The sequence below is a fragment of the Allobosea sp. genome (assembly GCF_030694325.1).
Lineage (GTDB): Bacteria > Pseudomonadota > Alphaproteobacteria > Rhizobiales > Beijerinckiaceae > Allobosea.
This window is the reverse complement of sequence record NZ_JAUXYO010000242.1, coordinates 1-16,874: the sequence shown is the minus strand read 5'-3', so window position 1 is coordinate 16,874 and position 16,874 is coordinate 1. Positions and strand designations below refer to the sequence as shown.

General features: G+C 68.5%; 15 protein-coding genes. 10 read left to right on the top strand and 5 right to left on the bottom strand.

What is annotated here, in order from left to right; translation table 11 throughout:
* Positions 1-2: 2 nt before the first annotated feature.
* Positions 3-2,054 carry a hydantoinase/oxoprolinase family protein gene (locus Q8M82_RS16035; protein ID WP_305692326.1) on the bottom strand — a complete coding sequence of 684 codons (2,052 nt, stop codon included), beginning with the start codon at positions 2,052-2,054 and terminating at the stop codon, positions 3-5.
* A 76-nt stretch (positions 2,055-2,130) separates the two neighbouring features.
* Positions 2,131-3,054, bottom strand: a complete 924-nt coding sequence (locus Q8M82_RS16030; protein WP_305692325.1) for a LysR family transcriptional regulator — start codon at positions 3,052-3,054, stop codon at positions 2,131-2,133.
* A gap of 322 nt (positions 3,055-3,376) precedes the next feature.
* On the opposite strand from Q8M82_RS16030, the gene Q8M82_RS16025 reads away from it, so the two are divergent.
* The 6 genes from Q8M82_RS16025 to Q8M82_RS16000 all read left to right on the top strand — a co-directional run bounded on the left by Q8M82_RS16025 (position 3,377) and on the right by Q8M82_RS16000 (position 10,217).
* Entirely contained in the window at positions 3,377-4,966 is a 1,590-nt protein-coding gene (locus Q8M82_RS16025; RefSeq protein ID WP_305692324.1) for an ABC transporter substrate-binding protein, read from the top strand.
* Between the two features lie 170 nt (positions 4,967-5,136).
* A complete protein-coding gene (locus Q8M82_RS16020) occupies positions 5,137-6,150 on the top strand; it encodes an ABC transporter permease (protein WP_305692323.1) in 1,014 nt (337 codons plus the stop codon).
* A gap of 13 nt (positions 6,151-6,163) precedes the next feature.
* Complete coding sequence (locus Q8M82_RS16015) at positions 6,164-7,063, top strand: ABC transporter permease (RefSeq protein ID WP_305692351.1); 900 nt, start codon at positions 6,164-6,166, stop codon at positions 7,061-7,063.
* 178 nt (positions 7,064-7,241) lie between these two features.
* The gene (locus tag Q8M82_RS16010) at positions 7,242-8,945 is read left to right on the top strand and encodes a dipeptide ABC transporter ATP-binding protein (RefSeq protein ID WP_305692322.1); all 1,704 of its coding nucleotides are present in this window, start codon (positions 7,242-7,244) and stop codon (positions 8,943-8,945) included.
* Positions 8,946-9,100: 155 nt separating this feature from the next.
* Entirely contained in the window at positions 9,101-9,481 is a 381-nt protein-coding gene (gene hpxZ / locus Q8M82_RS16005) for an oxalurate catabolism protein HpxZ (protein ID WP_305692321.1), read from the top strand.
* A gap of 49 nt (positions 9,482-9,530) precedes the next feature.
* Positions 9,531-10,217, top strand: a complete 687-nt coding sequence (locus Q8M82_RS16000) for a GntR family transcriptional regulator (protein WP_305692320.1) — start codon at positions 9,531-9,533, stop codon at positions 10,215-10,217.
* A gap of 12 nt (positions 10,218-10,229) precedes the next feature.
* Here Q8M82_RS16000 and Q8M82_RS15995 read toward each other — a convergent pair whose 3' ends face one another.
* From Q8M82_RS15995 to atzF, 3 genes are all read right to left on the bottom strand, one after another.
* Positions 10,230-10,664 (bottom strand): PIN domain-containing protein, encoded by a 435-nt coding sequence (locus tag Q8M82_RS15995; protein WP_305692319.1) that lies wholly within the window; start codon positions 10,662-10,664, stop codon positions 10,230-10,232.
* On the bottom strand, positions 10,664-10,906 hold the full coding sequence (locus Q8M82_RS15990; protein WP_305692318.1) for a type II toxin-antitoxin system Phd/YefM family antitoxin: 243 nt from the start codon (positions 10,904-10,906) through the stop codon (positions 10,664-10,666). Before Q8M82_RS15990 ends, Q8M82_RS15995 begins: the two co-directional genes overlap by 1 nt.
* A 70-nt stretch (positions 10,907-10,976) precedes the next feature.
* Positions 10,977-12,773, bottom strand: coding sequence for an allophanate hydrolase (gene atzF / locus Q8M82_RS15985; protein ID WP_305692317.1), 1,797 nt, complete (start codon positions 12,771-12,773; stop codon positions 10,977-10,979).
* A gap of 320 nt (positions 12,774-13,093) precedes the next feature.
* Between atzF and Q8M82_RS15980 the strand changes: the two genes are divergently transcribed.
* The 4 genes from Q8M82_RS15980 to Q8M82_RS15965 all read left to right on the top strand — a co-directional run.
* Complete coding sequence (locus Q8M82_RS15980; protein ID WP_305692350.1) at positions 13,094-13,732, top strand: cysteine hydrolase family protein; 639 nt, start codon at positions 13,094-13,096, stop codon at positions 13,730-13,732.
* A 32-nt stretch (positions 13,733-13,764) separates the two neighbouring features.
* On the top strand, positions 13,765-15,381 hold the full coding sequence (locus Q8M82_RS15975; RefSeq protein ID WP_305692316.1) for a regulator: 1,617 nt from the start codon (positions 13,765-13,767) through the stop codon (positions 15,379-15,381).
* Positions 15,378-15,602: a DUF4089 domain-containing protein gene (locus tag Q8M82_RS15970; protein WP_305692315.1), complete on the top strand. Its 225-nt coding sequence runs from the start codon at positions 15,378-15,380 to the stop codon at positions 15,600-15,602. Before Q8M82_RS15975 ends, Q8M82_RS15970 begins: the two co-directional genes overlap by 4 nt.
* A partial coding sequence (locus Q8M82_RS15965; RefSeq protein ID WP_305692314.1) for an AtzE family amidohydrolase occupies positions 15,599-16,874 on the top strand: 1,276 nt, incomplete at its 3' end. The genes Q8M82_RS15970 and Q8M82_RS15965, both read left to right, overlap by 4 nt.

The window sequence follows — 16,874 nt, the reverse complement described above, 5'->3', positions numbered from 1 at the left end:
GATCAGGCCTCGCTGCGCAGGATGAGGTGGAGATTGAGGCGGGCATCGACCTGCGCATCGAAGCCTTCGGGGATGCAGATCGTCGTGTCCTGTTGGGCGACGACGGCCGGGCCCGAGAAGCGGTGACCGTTGCGCAGGGCATCGCGGTGGTGGAGATCGACCTCGCGGCTGGCGCCGTCGAGCCAGACCTCGATCCGGCGCGCAGGCGCCGCCATCGCTGCCGGCTGGTCGGCCGCCGGTGCGGGCCGGGGACGCGGCGTCGCGCCGCTGACGACGAGGCGCAGATTGACGATCTGCACTTCGGCGCCGAGGTCGTTGAAATCGTAGATGGCGAGATGCTGGCTGTGGAAGGCGGCGGTCATGGCGGCAAGGTCGCCGTCGTGCAGCCAGGCCTCCTCGAGCGACACCTCGATCTCGAAGGACTGGCCGTGATAGCGCATGTCGGCGCTCAAGGCTTCGACCACGGTGCCGTCGTAGCCCTGGTCCTGCCGGATCCAGGCCAGCCCGTCCGCCTTCAACCGCGCCAGCGCTTCGCGCAGCAGCGGAAGCGCATCCGGCACGGCCGCAGCGAAGACGGTCTGGATGAAGTCGCCCTTCACATCGGCGATCAGCCCGCCGAGCGCGCTGACGACGCCGGGCCGATGCGGCACCAGGACGCGGGGGATGCCGAGTTCGCGCGCCAGGAAGCAGCCGAGCATCGGGCCGGCTCCGCCGAAGGGCATCAGGGTGAAGTCGCGCAGATCGACGCCGTAGCGCGCGACGAGCTTGTTGACCTCGACGAACATTTCGGAGACCGCAACCGCGATGATCGCCTCGGCAGTGGCCTGGGGCGTCTGGCCGAGGCGCCCGGCGAGATCGCCGATCACCGCGTCGGCTCGGGCACGGTCCATGCCGATCTGGTCATAGGCGAGGGGGGTGTGGCCGAGGAAGCCGCTCGCCGCCATCGCGTCGGTGACCGTGGCGCGGGTGCCGCCGCGGCCATAGCAGGCTGGGCCCGGCGTCGAGCCGGCGCTTTCGGGGCCGACCTTGAGCACGCCGAAATCATCCGCCCAGGCGATCGAGCCGCCGCCGCTGCCGATCGAGGTCACGGAGACGCTGGGAAGGAAGAGCGGGAAGTCGCCGACGACCTCGCCGGTGCCGAATTGCGGCTGGCCGTCGATGATGAGCGCGAGGTCGGCGCTGGTGCCGCCGATGTCCAGCGTCAGCACGTTGCCGACGCCCGCCTGCTCCGCCAGCCAGGCCGCGCCGATGACGCCGGACGCCGTGCCGGACAGTAGCATGTTGACGCAGGCGCGCTTGCCGGTCGGCGCATTCATGATGCCGCCGTTCGACTTGGTCAGCATGGGGGTTGCCGGCACGCCACGCGAGGCGAGGGCCTCCTCCAGCGCGGTCAGGTAGCCGGCGACACGGGGATGGACATAGCCATTCAGGATCGCGGTGGTCGTGCGCTCATATTCGCGGATGACCGGCCAGACCTCGCTGGTGGTGAAGACGAAGAGCTCCGGCGCGAGCTTCGCGATCAGCGCCTTGGCCTGCGCCTCATGGGCACCATTGCGATAGGCATGGAGGAAGGAGACGATGACGCCGTCGATACCCTTGGCGCGGATGGCGGCCACGGCTGCGGCAAGACCGTCGGTGTCGAGCGGTTCGGCGATCTCGCCGCTGGCGAGCTGACGCTGCCGGACGCCGCGGATGCGGTCCCGCGGGATCAACTGCTCGGGCCTGGCGCAGAACAGCGAGTACATCTCGGGCATGCGCAGCCGGGCGAGCTCGATGACATCCTCGAAACCAGCCGTCGTGATCAGCGCGAGCCGGCTGCCCTTGCGCTGGATGATGGTGTTGATGCCGACCGTGGTGCCGTGGACGAAGGAGACGACCTCACTCGGCGCAATACCGTGGCGCTCGCGCAGCAGGGCCAGCCCGTCGAGCAGTTCCTTGCCGGGCGCGTCCGGCGTCGTCAGCACCTTGATGGTTTCGACGCGGTCGGTGCCGGTCTCGAGGGCGCAGAAGTCGATGAAGGTGCCGCCGATGTCGACGCCGATACGCCAGCTCATGATCCGCCTGTCCCTGAAGTGCGTCGCCATCTCGGGTCCCGCGCGCCTCGCCGTCAAAGACCAAGCCCATCCAGCTTTATAAGGCTGGCTTATGGTCCGGATCCGGCGCCGGCAGCAGGCCGAGATCGCGGCAGGCGGTGCGCAGATGGGCGCGCAGGAGATCGTGGCTGCGCGAGAGGGGGCGGCGCGCGCTGGTGAGCAGGCACAGAGGCAGGGAGACCTCAGGCAGGAAGGGCCGGGTCACGAGGCCGGGAAAACTGTGCCAGGGCAGGAGACCATCCACCACCGCGACCCCGAGCCCCTGCTGGACGAAGGCGAGCCCGATGATGGAAACGTCGATTTCCATCTCCGGCTGGAAGGCCAGCCCCTCCCGGGCGAAGGCGTCGCGCAGCAATCGTCCCTGCAGGGAGGTGGCGCGGTAGGAGATCAGCGTCTCGTCCTGCAGGTCGGCGGCGGCGATCGAGGCCTTCTGCGCCAGCTCATGGCCCGTAGGCAGCACGCAGACGATTTGCGTCCGCCCGATGATCTCGGTGTCGATGCCGGCTATCGGCTCGTCGGTCATGGCGATGCCGAGCCCGGCTTGGCCGTCGTCCAGCATGCGCATGATGATCTCGGCCGGCACGACATAGGACAGCACCCGCAGGGCGGGGTGGGCGCTGCGGAAATGGCGCAGCGCCTCGGGCACGACCGACAGCGAGGGGGGCGCCGAGGCGGCGAGCCGCACGATGCCGGCCTTGCCGTGACGCAGGTCGCGGGCGCGGCGGCGCAGGGCCTCGAGGTCGCCGAACAGGCGCTCGACCTCGGGGTAGAGATCCTCCGCCTCCGGCGTCGGGATCAGCCGGCCCTTGACGCGCTGGAACAGCTTGAAGCCGAGCTCGTCCTCGGTGTGGAGCAGAATCTGGCTCAGCGCCGGCTGCGAAACGTTCAGGGCCTCGGCCGCGCTGGTGAGCGTGCCGCAGCGCATCACCATCCGAAAGACCTCGATCTGACGCGCGCGCATCCGCTTCTCTCCTGCCCGGTGCCGCCGGCGAGACAACTCCACAGTTGGATTCGCCGCAGCGCAAGGGGTGGCGAGGCTGGAGCAGCCGAGCCAGCCGACACTGAACGAATAGTTAAGCCCGGCGGGGAGGCTCTCGACAAATTGCCTAATTGATCATCAATTTTAGCTGCCGTGCATACAATGATGCGCCAGTAGCCGGGTCGTCATTGTCGATCTGCCCAGAAGTCCTTGGAATCACAGGCCGTCCGACTTGGCACACTCCCTGCTAGCGAAGCGGGCTGAGCCGTTCCTTTACCCGCCTGCCAACCAAGGACAGACCTCGATGATCACGCGCCGTACCGCCCTGGCCGCAGGCCTCGCTGCTCCCTTCGTCGCCAAGGGGGCGGCCCAGGCCCAGGCGCCGAGCCGCAACGAGACGCTGCTGCTGGTACAGGAATACGGGCCCAACAGCCTGGACATGCAGGGCATCGGCTCGTCGCAGCCGGTGAACGGCGTGTCGCTGAACTGCTATGATCGCCTGCTGCGCTTCAAGCCGGTTCCGATCCCAGGCGGGGGCGGCAACACCATCGCGATGGGCGAACTCGAGGGCGAACTTGCCGAGAGCTACCAGGTCGCCTCCGACGGCATGAGCGCCACCTTCAAGCTGCGCGACGCCAAGTTCCATTCCGGCCGGCCGGTTACCGCCAAGGACGTGAAGTGGTCGATGGACCGCGCTGTCTCGATCGGCGGCTTCGCGACGACGCAGATGAATGCCGGCTCGCTGGAGAAGCCCGAGCAGTTCGTCGCGGTCGACGACAAGACCTTCCGCATCGATTTCGTCCGCAAGGACAAGATGACCCTGCCCAATCTGGCGGTCACCATTCCCTTCGTGTTCGACTCCGAACTCGCCATCGCCAATAGCGGCGGCGACGCATGGGCGAAGGAGTATCTGAAGAACAACATCGCCGGCTCCGGCGCGTTCAAGGTCGAGAGCTGGAAGCCAGGCGTCGAGACGATCTATGTCCGCAACGACGCCTGGGCCTGCGGAAAGCTGCCGCAGCTGCGCCGGATCATCGCCCGCGACATCGCCTCGCCCTCGACCCGCCGGGCGCTGATCGAGCGCGGCGATGCCGACGTGTCCTACGGGCTGCCGCCGAAGGACTTCAAGGACCTGGCTGACGCCGGCAAGATCAACGTCGTCGGCGTGCCGATCCCCAACGGGGTCTGGGGCTGCTACCTCAACACGCAGGTCGGCCCGTTCAAGGATGTGCGCCTGCGCCAGGCCGTCGCCTGGGTGATGCCTTACGAGAAAATCATGCAGGCGGCGCTGTTTGGCCGCGGCGTCTCGATGGCCGGCGGCACGACCCCGAAGGTCGCCTGGCCGCAGCCCTTCCCCTACACGACCGACGTCGCCAAGGCGAAGGCGCTGGTCGACGCCGCTGGCGGCCCGTTCTCGACGACGCTGTATTTCGACGCCGGCAACGCGACGGTGGCCGAGCCGATGGCGGTTCTGATCAAGGAATCGCTCTCGCAGATCGGGATCACGGTCGAGATCAATAAGGTTCCGGGCGCCAATTTCCGCACCGAGATCGCCAAGAAGACCAATCCGATGGTGCTCAACCGCTTCGCCGGCTGGCTCGACTATCCGGATTACTACCTGTTCTGGACGATGCACGGCAACAATTCGATCTTCAACATCGCCGCCTACCAGAACCCGGCGCTGGACAAGCTCGTCGACGCCGCCCGCTTCGCGCCCGACAAGGCCTCCTACGACGCCAACGTCATCGACTTCATCAAGCTGATCAATGCCGAGGTGCCGATGGTGCCGATCAACCAGCCGACGCATGACGTCGCGCTGCAGAAGTCGATCGGCGGCTACCAGTTCCAGCCCTGCCGCGAGCCGGACTTCCGCTACCTGACCAAGGGCGTGTGAGGGTGCAACGGCCGTCATTCCGGGGCGGCCCGCAGGGCCGAGCCCGGAACCCATGACCACCCTCTTCTCCGGGAAGGCGCCGCCATGCCGCCGCTTCGATCAGTGACCCTCGTGTTCATGGGTTCCGGGCTCTTCGCTGCGCGAAGCCCCGGAATGACGGAGCGCGCGCCATGCTTCGCCTGATCGGCCAGCGCCTGATGACGACGATCCCTTCGGTGATCGGCGTCATCATCGTCACCTTCCTGCTGACGCGGGTGCTGCCCGGCGATACGGCGGCCTATTTCGCCGGCCCGGCCGCCTCGCCGGAGGCGATCATCGAGATCCGCAGCAAGCTCGGGCTCGACCAGCCCCTCCCGGTGCAGTTCGTCTCCTATGTCACCGCCCTGGTGAAGGGCGATCTTGGCATGTCGCTAACGACCGGCCAGCCGGTGACGGCCGATCTCGCGGCCCGCCTGCCGGCCTCGGCCGAGCTGACGCTGGCGGGGCTGCTTCTCGCCATGTCCGTCGCGCTGCCGCTCGGTGTGCTCGCCGCTGTCCGGCAGGGCTCCTGGATCGACCATCTCTGTCGCATCGTGGCGACGGCCGGCGTTTCGCTGCCGGTGTTCTTCACCGGGCTGCTGCTCGTCTATGTGTTCTACTTCATCCTCGGCTGGGCGCCGGCCCCGCTGGGGCGGCTCGATGTCTTCGCCTCGGAGCCGGCCCGCGTCACCGGGCTCTATCTGGTGGACACGCTGCTGGCGCGGGATGGCGCGACCTTCCGCGCCGCGCTCGCCCAGATCGCGCTGCCGGCGATCACGCTGGCGATCTTCTCGCTGGCACCGATCACACGGATGACGCGAGCCTCGATGCTCGCCGTGCTCGGCGCCGATTTCGTCCGGACCGCGCGTGCCAGTGGGCTCTCCAGCCGCAAGGTCATCGGCACCTATGCCTTCCGCAACGCGATGCTGCCCGTCGTGACCACACTGGGCATGGTGTTCTCCTTCCTGCTCGGCGCCAATGTGCTGGTCGAGAAGGTCTTCGCCTGGCCGGGCGTCGGCTCCTATGCGGTCGAGGCGCTGATCGCCTCCGATTATGCGCCGATCCAGGGCTTCGTGCTGACGATGGCGATCCTCTATGTCGCGCTGAACCTGATGATCGACGTGCTCTACGGCGTCATCGATCCCCGCGTCCGACTGGAGGGGTGAGGGCATGAACGACATGACCAAGGTTGATCCCACGGCCGCGCCCGCGCTGCGCTTCGAGGCGCCGCCCTCGACCAGCCTGCTGGCGCATGCCCGCCATATCGTCTCCGAGAACCCCGTGACGGGGCTCGCCTTCGGGCTCTTCGCGCTGATCCTGCTGGCGGCGATCTTCGGACCTTCGCTGGTCCCCTTTGATCCGCTGGCCAGCAACACCAACTCCGCTTTGCAGGCGCCCAGCGCACGGCACTGGTTCGGCACCGACCAGCTCGGGCGCGACATCTTCAGCCGAGTGATCGTGGCGACGCGGCTCGACTTCGCCATCGCGGTCTGCTCGGTCGCGCTCGTCTTCGCGATGGGCGGTCTGGCCGGCGTCATGGCCGGCTTTTATGGCGGCTGGGTCGACAAGGTCGTCGGGCGCCTGGCCGATACGATCATGGCCTTCCCGCTCTTCGTGCTGGCGATGGGCATCGTGGCTGCGCTCGGCAACAGCGTTACCAACATCGTCATCGCCACCGCGATCATCAATTTCCCGCTCTATGCCCGCGTCGCCCGCGCCGAGGCGAATGTCCGGCGCGAGGCCGGCTTCGTCCAGGCGGCGCGGCTTTCGGGCAATTCCGACTGGCGGCTGCTGCTGACGCAGATCGTGCCCAACATCATGCCGATCATGGCGGTGCAGATGTCGCTGACCATGGGCTACGCCATCCTGAACGCGGCGGGGCTTTCCTTCATTGGGCTCGGCGTGCGCCCGCCGACGCCGGAATGGGGCATCATGGTCGCCGAGGGGGCGAGCTTCATCGTCTCCGGCGAGTGGTGGATCGCCTTCTTCCCGGGGCTCGCCCTGATGACCGCGGTGTTCTGCTTCAACCTGCTCGGCGACGGCGTGCGCGACCTCGTCGATCCGCAGCGGAGGAATTGATGGGCGCGCTCGTGAACCTCTGCGTCATTCCGGGGCTCGCGGAGCGAGAGCCCGGAACCCATAGCCACAGGGGGTTCCAGCATATCTGTGACGCTTGTATCTCATCCTGCGCCGACAGCGGATATGGGTTCCGGGCTCGACGCTTTGCGTCGCCCCGGAATGACGGGAGCACCTTGCCATGACCACGCCCCCGCTCCTCGACATCAAGAACCTCACCGTCGAATTCGCCACGCGGCGAGGCACGGTGCAGGCGGTCAAGGCGATCGATGTCAGTGTCGCCAAGGGCGAGACGGTTGCCATCGTCGGTGAATCCGGCTCCGGCAAGTCGGTGACCTCCTATGCCGTGGTGCGGATTCTCGACCGTGCCGGCAAGGTCGCGGAAGGCTCGATCTCGTTTTCCGGCGTGGACCTCGTGGCTGCCAGCGAAGCGCAGATGCGCGATATCCGCGGGCGCGAAATCTCGATGATCTTCCAGAACCCGCGCGCCGCGCTGAACCCGATCCGCAAGGTCGGCAAGCAGATCGAGGACGTGCTGCTCGAGCATGTCCAGGCGACGCGGGCGACGGCGCGGGATAAGGCGATCGAGGCGCTGGCCAAGGTCAGGATCGCGCGGCCCGAAGAGCGCTACGACGCCTATCCGTTCGAATTGTCCGGCGGCATGTGCCAGCGCGTCGTGATCGCGCTGGCGCTCGCCTGCCAGCCGCAGCTCCTGATCGCCGATGAGCCGACGACGGGTCTCGACGTCACGACCCAGAAGGCGGTGATGGACCTGATCGTCGAGCTGACGCGCGAGCGCGGCATGTCGACGATCCTGATCACCCATGATCTCGGCCTGGCGGCGGCCTATTGCGACAAGGTCGTCGTGATGGAGAAGGGCAACGTCGTCGAGACGGCGCGGGCCGGCGAGATCTTCCGCAATCCGCAGCACCCCTACACTCGCAAGCTGATGCAGGCGACGCCGCGCATCGGCATGAGCCTGCGCGACCTGCTGCCCGATGCGCAAAAGGGACCGGCCGCACAGCTGGCTGCCCCCAAGCCCGCGCCGGCGCCCGATGCCGCCCCGCTGATGCGGGTCGAGAATCTGGTGAAGGAGTATCCGCGGCCTGCGAGCGGTTCTTTCCTCTCGAAACTCATGGGCAAGACGGAGGAGCCGAAGGCCCCGTTCCGCGCCGTCGACGGCATCAGCTTCAGCGTGGCCAAGGGCGAGACGCTCGGGCTCGTTGGCGAGTCCGGCTGCGGCAAGTCGACGACCTCGATGATGATCACGCGGCTGATCGACAAGACCAGCGGTTCGATCCTGTTCGACGGCACGGATATCGGCGCGATCCCTGCCAAGCAGTTTGCGGCCTCCGCGCATCGCCGGCGCATCCAGATGGTGTTCCAGGACCCGACCGACCGCCTCAATCCGCGCTTCACGGCCGAGCGCGCCATCGCCGATCCGATCCTGCGGATGGGCGGGATTTCGGGGCGGGACGCCCTGCGGGCGCGCTGCGAGGATCTGGCGCGGCTGGTCGGGCTGCCGGTCGAGCTGATCGACCGTTTTCCGCACCAGCTTTCGGGCGGGCAGAAGGCGCGCGTCGGCATTGCGCGGGCGATCGCGCTCGAGCCCGACCTCGTCATCCTCGACGAGCCGACGGCGGCGCTCGACGTCTCGGTCCAGGCGGTCGTGCTCAACCTGCTGCAGGAGCTGAAGGAGCGGCTCGGCATGAGCTACCTCTTCGTCTCGCATGATCTCAATGTCGTGCGCCTGCTCTGCGACCGGGTAATCGTGATGAAGACGGGCGCGATCGTCGAGCAGGGCACGTCCGAAGAGGTGCTCGGCGACCCGAAGGCGGACTATACCAAGGAACTGCTGACGGCGATTCCCCATCCGCCGGTTTGAATGGTCTTCACAGCCCTCATCCTGAGGAGCCGCAAAGCGGCGTCTCGAAGGATGCTCCAGCTTGCGCCTTCTGGAGCATCCTTCGAGACGCGCCTGCGTCGCTCCTCAGGATGAGGGCTGAGGAAGACGACGCGACAATGACTGGAGACCTCACCATGACCCTCAACGATCCCGCCGTCGTCGCCGAAGTCGAGGCCGCCTTCATGGTCTACGAGAAGGCGCTGAACGAGAACGACGTCGCGGTGCTGGATGCCTGCTTCAAGGATGCACCGGAGACGATCCGCTATGGCATCGGCGAAAATCTCTACGGCTTCGGCGAAATCGCGGCGTTCCGGGCGGCGCGACCGTCCGCCGGGCTGACGCGCACCATCGAGCGCACCGTCATCACCACTTATGGCGACGCCTTCGCCACGGCCAATACGCTGTTCCGGCGCGAGAGCATGGCGGGCAAGATCGGCCGCCAGAGCCAGACCTGGGTCAAGTTTCCCGAGGGCTGGCGCGTCGTCGCCGCCCATGTCAGTGCCATCGTCGAGTGAGCGGCGCGGGCGACCGCAGCTTCCCTCCTTCTCCCGACGCGACAGGGTCATGCAGCCAGGTTCCGCTCCCATCCGAACCCCAAGGCCTGCGACAGTGCCGGTGACGCGCACCGAGGCGCTGCGGCTGCAGCTCTCCGATGCGATCGTTTCGGGCCAACTCGAGCCCGGGACGCCACTGGACGAGCAGGAGATCGCGACCCGGTTCGGCGTGTCGCGCACGCCGGTGCGCGAGGCGATCCGCCAGCTCTCGGCTTCGGGGCTGGTCAGCGTCAGGCCGCATCGCGGCGCGGTGGTGGCGCTGCCGACGCCGAGTCAGCTGAACGACATGTTCGAGGCGATGGCGGAGCTGGAGGCGCTCTGCGCCGGGCTCGCCGCCCGCAACATGACCGTGCCCGAGCGGCGGGCGCTCGAAGCCCTGCACGAGGCCTTGCGGCTGCTCGTTCATAAGGGCGACCCGGCGAGCTATCACGAGAAGAACGAGGCCTTTCACGCCGCGATCTATGCCGGCTCGCATAACAGCTATCTCGCCGAACTGACCCTGATGACGCGCCTGCGCGTCGCGCCCTTCCGTCGCGCCCAGTTTCGCGCGACCGGCCGGCTCGGCGGCTCCTATCAGGAGCACGACCTGATCGTGCAGGCGATCCTGCGCGGCGACCAGCCGGGCGCGCAGGAGGCGATGCGCGCCCATATCGGCATCGTCAGGGACGTGTTCCGCAGCTATGCGGAGACGCGGTGAGCGCAGGCCGGTTCACAGCGGCGGAAGCTCCCGGAAGGGGTTGATGCAGGCGATCTCGAGTGGGCGAAAGTGCCTCTCGTTGCCGGTCAAGACGACCAGACCGTATGCCGCTGCTGTCGCGGCGATGGCAATGTCGGCGAAACCCGTCCCGTGAGCGCGCGCCCGGTCGAGCAGCGGCCCCGCGGCGCGGGCGACATTGAGATCGAACGGCAGGATGCGTCCGTCGTAGAGATGCGCAATCGTATCGATCCACTGCCGCAGTCGGAGTGCTTTGGCGGTCGCGCCACGACGCAAGCATGCGCAGGTGCCGCCCTCGACCTCAGCGATCGTGATCGCGGACAGAAAAAGCCGTCCCTTGGCCCGAGCCTGCCATTCCAGCCAGGTGTCGTGCTGCCGGGCCTTGGTCGGAGCCGATGCCGAAAGCATGTCGGTGTCGAGCAGGTACATTAGAACTCGAGTTCGCGTGGCGGAGAACGATCCCGATCGGGAACATCGCCAGGCTCGCCCGGAAAGGCGGCCAGCAGCTCCTCAAAGCTCGGTACGTTGGCGAGCCGCTGGTACTCGGCGAAAGACAGCACGACCGCCTCCTTGCGGCCGTGCCGGGTGATGAGCGCGGGCTCGCCGGCGACGGCGCGGTCGACGAGAGCGGAGAGGGAAGCCTTCGCTTCCCGCAACTGGACTTCCTTCATCGCGACCTCGCATGGTGACTACAAGTGACCTTATCACGTGCGCGCTGTTCGGCGAAGTCCCGTCCCTGCGTCACCCCACCTTCGCCTGCGCGGCCACGAAGGCGCGCCAGCCGCCGAACTCCGTCACGTCGCGCGCGCCGTCCGTGGCGATGGTCTCGCAGAGGAAGCCCTTGACGCTCGTACCGTCGGCGAGCGCCAGCGTGCCGATGCCGAGCGGGGAGGAGATGCCGGAGACGAAGCGGCCGAAGCCCTCCGGCGGCAGGGACCAGACCTCGATCGCGATCGCGGCGCCGCCGGTCCCGACACGGATCAGCCCCGGCCGCGCCGGCGGGCCGCCCGGCAGGGCGAAGAGGCGGTAATCGGCGGTGGTGGTGGTGGCGCGCAGGAAAGTGCCGCCCCGGTCGGTCAGTTCGCGGTTCAGCGGCATGCCGGAAAGATGAGCGCCGACGACGGCGATCTCGATGGCGTCGGGTGCAGGCCGAACCGGCGCTGGTGTCACGGCGGGATGAGGCAGGCCGGTCGCGCCCAGCGGCAGCCCGGCGGCGGCATGGAGCGCCTGTCCGATGCTCGCGAGCACGGCATCGTGGCCTGCCGGGGCGATCAGGGTCACGCCCGCCGCCGTGCCGTCGGCCGCCAGGCTGGCGGGAATGGCCAGCGCGCAGAGATCGAGCAGGTTGACGAAATTAGTGTAGCGCCCGAGCAGCGAATTGGCGCCGACGGGGTCAGCGGCCATCTCGGCCAAGGTGACGGGGCGCGGCGCCGTCGGCACCATCAGCGCGTCGATCCCCTTCATCGCCGCCTTGGCCGCGAGCGCGAGTTCGGCGACGCGGTAGCGCGCGGCGAAGGTCTCGGCCGCGTCGGGCAAAGGCCGCCGCGCGACGACCTGGCGGATCACGGGCAGGACCGCCTCTGGGTCCTTCGCCAGGAGGTCGCGGATCGTCAGGTAGCGCTCGGCGACCCAGGGTCCTTCATAGAGCAGGCGCGCGGTCTCGTAGAACGGCGCCATGTCGAGCGGGACGATCTCGGCGCCGAGGGCCTTGGCGCGCTCGACCGCTGCGGCGAAGCTCGCGGCCGCCGCGGCATCGCCCGCGACGTCGAGATCCTCCGGGCGGGGCACCGCGATCCTGAGCTTTGGTGGCACCGCGCCTGGCCGGCCGAGCGGCAGGGCGCGTGACCAGGGATCACCCGCGTCGGGGCCGGCCGCCACCGACAGCACCGCCCAGGCATCCTCGACGGTCAGCGCGAAAACCGAGACACAGTCCAGCGTGCGGCAGGCCGGTACGACGCCCGCCGTCGAGACGAGGCCGAGGCTGGGCTTGAGGCCGACGAGGTTCTGCAGTCCCGCCGGAACGCGGCCCGAGCCGGCCGTGTCGGTGCCCAGCGCCACCGGAACGATGCCGGCCGCGACCGCGCTGGCGGAGCCGGAGCTGGAGCCGCCGGGGACGAGATCGGCGCGCAGGGCATTGCGCGGCACGCCATAGGGGGAACGAGTGCCGTTCAGCCCGGTGGCGAACTGGTCGAGATTGGTCTTGCCGATGACGATGGCGCCTTCTGCCCGCAGCCGCGCGACGACAGTTGAGTCCCGTGCGGGCGTGAAGGCGAAGGCGGGGCAGGCCGCGGTGGTGGGCAGGCCGGCGACGTCGAGGTTGTCCTTGACCGCGACGGGCACGCCCCAGAGCGCGCGGCCGCGCGGCCCTTCCGCCTGCAGGGCTTCAGCCTCCGCCAGCACCTCCGCCTCGGGCCGCAGCGCGATGAAAATCGCGGCGTCGCCATGGGTGCGGTGGCGGGCATAGCAGGCGGCGATCGTCTGCGGGATGGTGGCGCTGCCATCGAGATGGGCGGCGAGCAGGCTGGTCAGGGTCGTCACAGGGTTCTCTTTCGTGGCGCCTATCGATTAGGCAAAACACAAGGAATTGCATGCAAGGATTATGCAACGAGCGCGCTCGTCCGCCGCTTTCTCGATTGCGGCGGGCGGAGGCCGTCTCGGCTCAGATTTGGGATCGTCGGAATTTCCCCGTTCCGGCAATGGGTTCGGCTGCGCTTCTCATGATCTGATTCCGCTTCCGGCACTGACTCGCTGTCAGGCACGGGCCTTGCAAAGCCCGTTCCGCTGATCCGCGATCCGGGGAGCGCCGCACCGTGAGCCGCATCGAAATTCCTGCCCGGCCCTTCCCGCTCGGCGTCGACATGGCGCGCACCGCGCTGATCATCATCGACATGCAGCGCGACTTCCTCGAGCCTGGCGGCTTCGGGGCCGCTCTTGGTAACGACGTCTCGCGGCTGTTGGCGGCGGTCGAGCCGTGCCGGGCGATCCTGGCGATGGCGCGAGCGGCGGGGCTGCTCGTCATCCACACTCGCGAGGGGCACCGGCCCGACCTCGCCGACGCGCCGCCGGCCAAGGTCCTGCGCGGCCCGGCCGACAAGCGCATCGGTGCCTGCGGGCCGATGGGGCGCATCCTGATCCGCGGCGAGGCCGGGCACGAGATTATTCCCGTGCTCGCGCCGCTACCCGGCGAGCCGGTGATCGACAAGCCGGGCAAGGGCGCCTTCTACCAGACCGATCTCGAGCTGATGCTGCGCAATCGCGGCATCGAGACGCTGATGGTGACGGGCGTCACCACCGAGGTCTGCGTCCACACCACGGTGCGCGAGGCGAATGACCGCGGCTATCGCTGCCTCGTGCTGGGCGATGCCTGCGCTTCCTACTTCCCCGAGTTTCACGAAGTCGGCTTGGCGATGATCGCTGCCCAGGGCGGGATCTTCGGCTGGGTTTCCACGACGACGGAGGTGCTGGCCGCGCTCTCCGGGCGGGAGCAGGCGGCCTGATCGGGGCTGGGAAGCCGGGACAGGAGGGGGACATGGCGACGACGACGGCGAGCGCGACGACGACCTCACCGAAGCTCTGGGCACCGGGCGACTGGAACGCCCTGTTCGGCTTCGGCACCAACATCCTGGTCAACCTGCTGGTGCTGACCGGGCTCCTGCAATTCGTGCTGAAGATGCCGACGCAGCTGATCTACGGGCGCATCCTGCCGGCGCTCGGGCTGATGATGGCGCTCTCGACCGGCTACTACGCCTGGCTGGCCTGGAAGCTCGCCAGGGAGACCGGCCGCGACGATGTCTGCGCGCTGCCGTCCGGCATCAGCGTGCCGCACATGTTCGTCGTCACCTTCGTGATCATGCTGCCGATCGCGACGATGACCGGCGATCCGGTCAAAGGCTGGGAGGCGGGCCTCGTCTGGGTGTTCTTCCAGAGCTTCATCCTGATGATCGGCGGCTTCATCGCGCCCTATATCCGCAAGATCACGCCGCGCGCGGCGCTGCTCGGCACGCTGGCGGGCGTCTCGATCGCCTTCATCTCGATGCGGCCAGCACTGGAGATCTTCCTGACACCGGCGATCGGGCTGGTGTGCCTGGCCATCATCCTGGTGAGCTGGTTCGGCGGCATTCGCTATCCGCGCGGCATCCCCGCCGGGCTCGTGGCCATCGCCTTCGGCCTCGTCATCGCCTGGGGATCCGCGCTGGTCGGGCTCGATGTCGGCGGACTCTCGCTGGCCAAGCTCGGCGCGGCCTTCTCGAATTTCGGCTTCTCGCTGCCGGTGCCGGCCTTCGACCATGTCTTCTCGGGCTTCACCTATCTCGGCATCATTCTGGTCACGGCCATCCCCTTCGGCATCTACGATCTCGTCGAGGCGATGGACAATGTCGAGAGCGCGGAGGCGGCGGGCGACCACTACCCCACGACGCAGGTGCTGACGGCCGACGGCGTCGTCTCGCTAATCGGCTGCCTGATGGGCAATCCCTTCATCAACGCCGTCTATATCGGTCATCCCGGCTGGAAGGCGATGGGCGGGCGCATCGGCTACTCGGCGGCGACCGGGCTGATCGTGATCGTGCTGTGCTGGTTCGGCATCGTCGCGCTGCTGCTGGCGCTGATCCCGATCGTCGCGATCTCGCCGATCCTGCTCTATATCGGCATGCTGATCGGCGCGCAGGCCTTCCAGACCACGCCGAGGAGCCATGCCCCCGCCATCGTGCTGGCGGTGACGCCGCATCTGGCGGCCTGGGCCAAGGTGCAGATCGACGGCGCGCTCGGCGCAGCGGGCACGAATGCGGCGGCCGTCGGCATCGACAAGATGGCCAATATGGGCGTGCTCTATCACGGGCTCGAACTGATGGGCGGCGGGGCGATCCTGTCGGGGCTCGTGCTCGGTGCCATCGCCGTCTTCGTCATCGAGAGGCAGTTCCTGCAGGCCGCGGCCTTCGCGGCTGCCGGCGCCGTGCTGACCTATTTCGGCCTGATGCATGGCGAAGCGATCGGCATCGGGAGGGGGTTGGGCGTGACACCCTCGATCAGCCTCGCCTATGCGATGGTGGCGGGGTTCCTCTGGTATTGCGGCAAGAACCTGGCGGCGGAAAGCGGAGCCAAGACAATGACGACCGAGCCGCGCGCGACGCTGGAGCCGGCGGAATGAGCGGTGCCGAGCCGAAAGCAGGCTTCGACGCCGCGCGCCATTGCGATGCGATCGCGCCGGTGCTGGGGCTGACCATCACGGATGCGCAGCGGCCGGTCGTGCTGCAGTTCCTGGCCATCGCCCATGGCATGGCCGAGGTCGTCCGCTCTGCACCGATCGACGAGGCCTCGCTCGAACTGGCCCCGGTGTTCCGGCCGGGTCCGCCGGAGGCGACCGCGTGAGCGTTGATGTCTTCGCGCCGGCCCACCGCATCGCGGCGCAGGTCCGGGAGGGGCAGGTGACGGCCGTGGCCGTCACGGAGGCCTTCCTGGCCCGCATCGCGGCGCTCGATCCGGTCGTCAACGCCTTCACCGACGTCACCGCCGGACGGGCGCTGGCGCAGGCGCGCGCGGTCGATGCCGCCCGCGCCACCGGCGCGCCGCTCGGGCCGCTGGCGGGCGTGCCCTTCGCGGCCAAGAACCTGTTCGACATCGAAGGCCTGCCGACGCGGGCGGGCTCGAAGATCAACCGCGCGCGGACGCCGGCCGCGCGCGACGCGGTGCTGGTCGAGCGGCTGACGGCGGCTGGCGCGGTGCTGCTCGGCGGGCTGAACATGGGCGAATACGCTTATGACTTCACCGGCGAGAACGCTCATGACGGGCCCTGCCGCAACCCGCACGACCCGGCCCGCATGGCCGGCGGCTCCTCCTCCGGTTCGGGGGCGGCGACGGCGGCGGGGTTCAGCCCGCTTTCGCTCGGCTCCGATACCAATGGCTCGATCCGCGTGCCGAGTTCGCTCTGCGGCGTCTTCGGCCTGAAGCCGAGCTATGGCCGGCTGTCGCGCACGCGCAGCTTCCCCTTCTGCGATTCGCTCGACCATCTCGGTCCCTTTGCGCGCGACGTCACCGATCTGGCGACCGCCTATGACGCGCTGCAGGGGCCGGATGCGCATGATCCCGCCTGCGCGCAGCGGCCGGTCGAACCGACACTGCCGTCTCTGCAGGCGGGCATTCGTGGTTTGCGGATCGCGGTGGCGGGCGGGCATTTCGCGACCGACGGCATGCCGGAGGCGGCTGCGGCCGTGGCGCTTGTGGCGCAGGCGTTGGGCGCGACGGGAACGGTCGCGCTGGAGGGCGCGGCGATTGCTCGCGCGGCCGCCTTCCTCATCACCAACAGCGAAAGCGCAACCTTCCATCTCGACCGCCTGCGGGAGCGGGCGGATGATTTCGACCCCGAGACGCGCGACCGCTTCCTGGCCGGGGCCATGCTGCCGGCGGCCTGGTATGTCCAAGCGCAGCGGGCGCGGCGCTGGTTTCATGACGCGATGATGCGGGTGTTCGGCGATGTCGACCTGATCATCGCGCCGGCCACGCCCTGTCCGGCGCCGCTGGTCGGCCAGAGGACGCTGGAACTGCGCGGCGAGACCGTGCCGCTGCGGCCCAATCTCGGGCTGTTCACCCAGCCGATCTCCGCGATCGGCCTGCCGGTCGCGGCGGTGCCGGTGTTCGGCGACG

Coding starts and splice junctions, on each gene's coding strand:
- Q8M82_RS16035 (WP_305692326.1), bottom strand. CDS start 2,054: ATGAGCTGGCGTATCGGCGTCGACATCGGCGGCACCTTCATCGACTTC.
- Q8M82_RS16030 (WP_305692325.1), bottom strand. CDS start 3,054: ATGCGCGCGCGTCAGATCGAGGTCTTTCGGATGGTGATGCGCTGCGGC.
- Q8M82_RS16025 (WP_305692324.1), top strand. CDS start 3,377: ATGATCACGCGCCGTACCGCCCTGGCCGCAGGCCTCGCTGCTCCCTTC.
- Q8M82_RS16020 (WP_305692323.1), top strand. CDS start 5,137: ATGCTTCGCCTGATCGGCCAGCGCCTGATGACGACGATCCCTTCGGTG.
- Q8M82_RS16015 (WP_305692351.1), top strand. CDS start 6,164: ATGACCAAGGTTGATCCCACGGCCGCGCCCGCGCTGCGCTTCGAGGCG.
- Q8M82_RS16010 (WP_305692322.1), top strand. CDS start 7,242: ATGACCACGCCCCCGCTCCTCGACATCAAGAACCTCACCGTCGAATTC.
- hpxZ (WP_305692321.1), top strand. CDS start 9,101: ATGACCCTCAACGATCCCGCCGTCGTCGCCGAAGTCGAGGCCGCCTTC.
- Q8M82_RS16000 (WP_305692320.1), top strand. CDS start 9,531: ATGCAGCCAGGTTCCGCTCCCATCCGAACCCCAAGGCCTGCGACAGTG.
- Q8M82_RS15995 (WP_305692319.1), bottom strand. CDS start 10,664: ATGTACCTGCTCGACACCGACATGCTTTCGGCATCGGCTCCGACCAAG.
- Q8M82_RS15990 (WP_305692318.1), bottom strand. CDS start 10,906: ATGAAGGAAGTCCAGTTGCGGGAAGCGAAGGCTTCCCTCTCCGCTCTC.
- Q8M82_RS15980 (WP_305692350.1), top strand. CDS start 13,094: ATGGCGCGCACCGCGCTGATCATCATCGACATGCAGCGCGACTTCCTC.
- Q8M82_RS15975 (WP_305692316.1), top strand. CDS start 13,765: ATGGCGACGACGACGGCGAGCGCGACGACGACCTCACCGAAGCTCTGG.
- Q8M82_RS15970 (WP_305692315.1), top strand. CDS start 15,378: ATGAGCGGTGCCGAGCCGAAAGCAGGCTTCGACGCCGCGCGCCATTGC.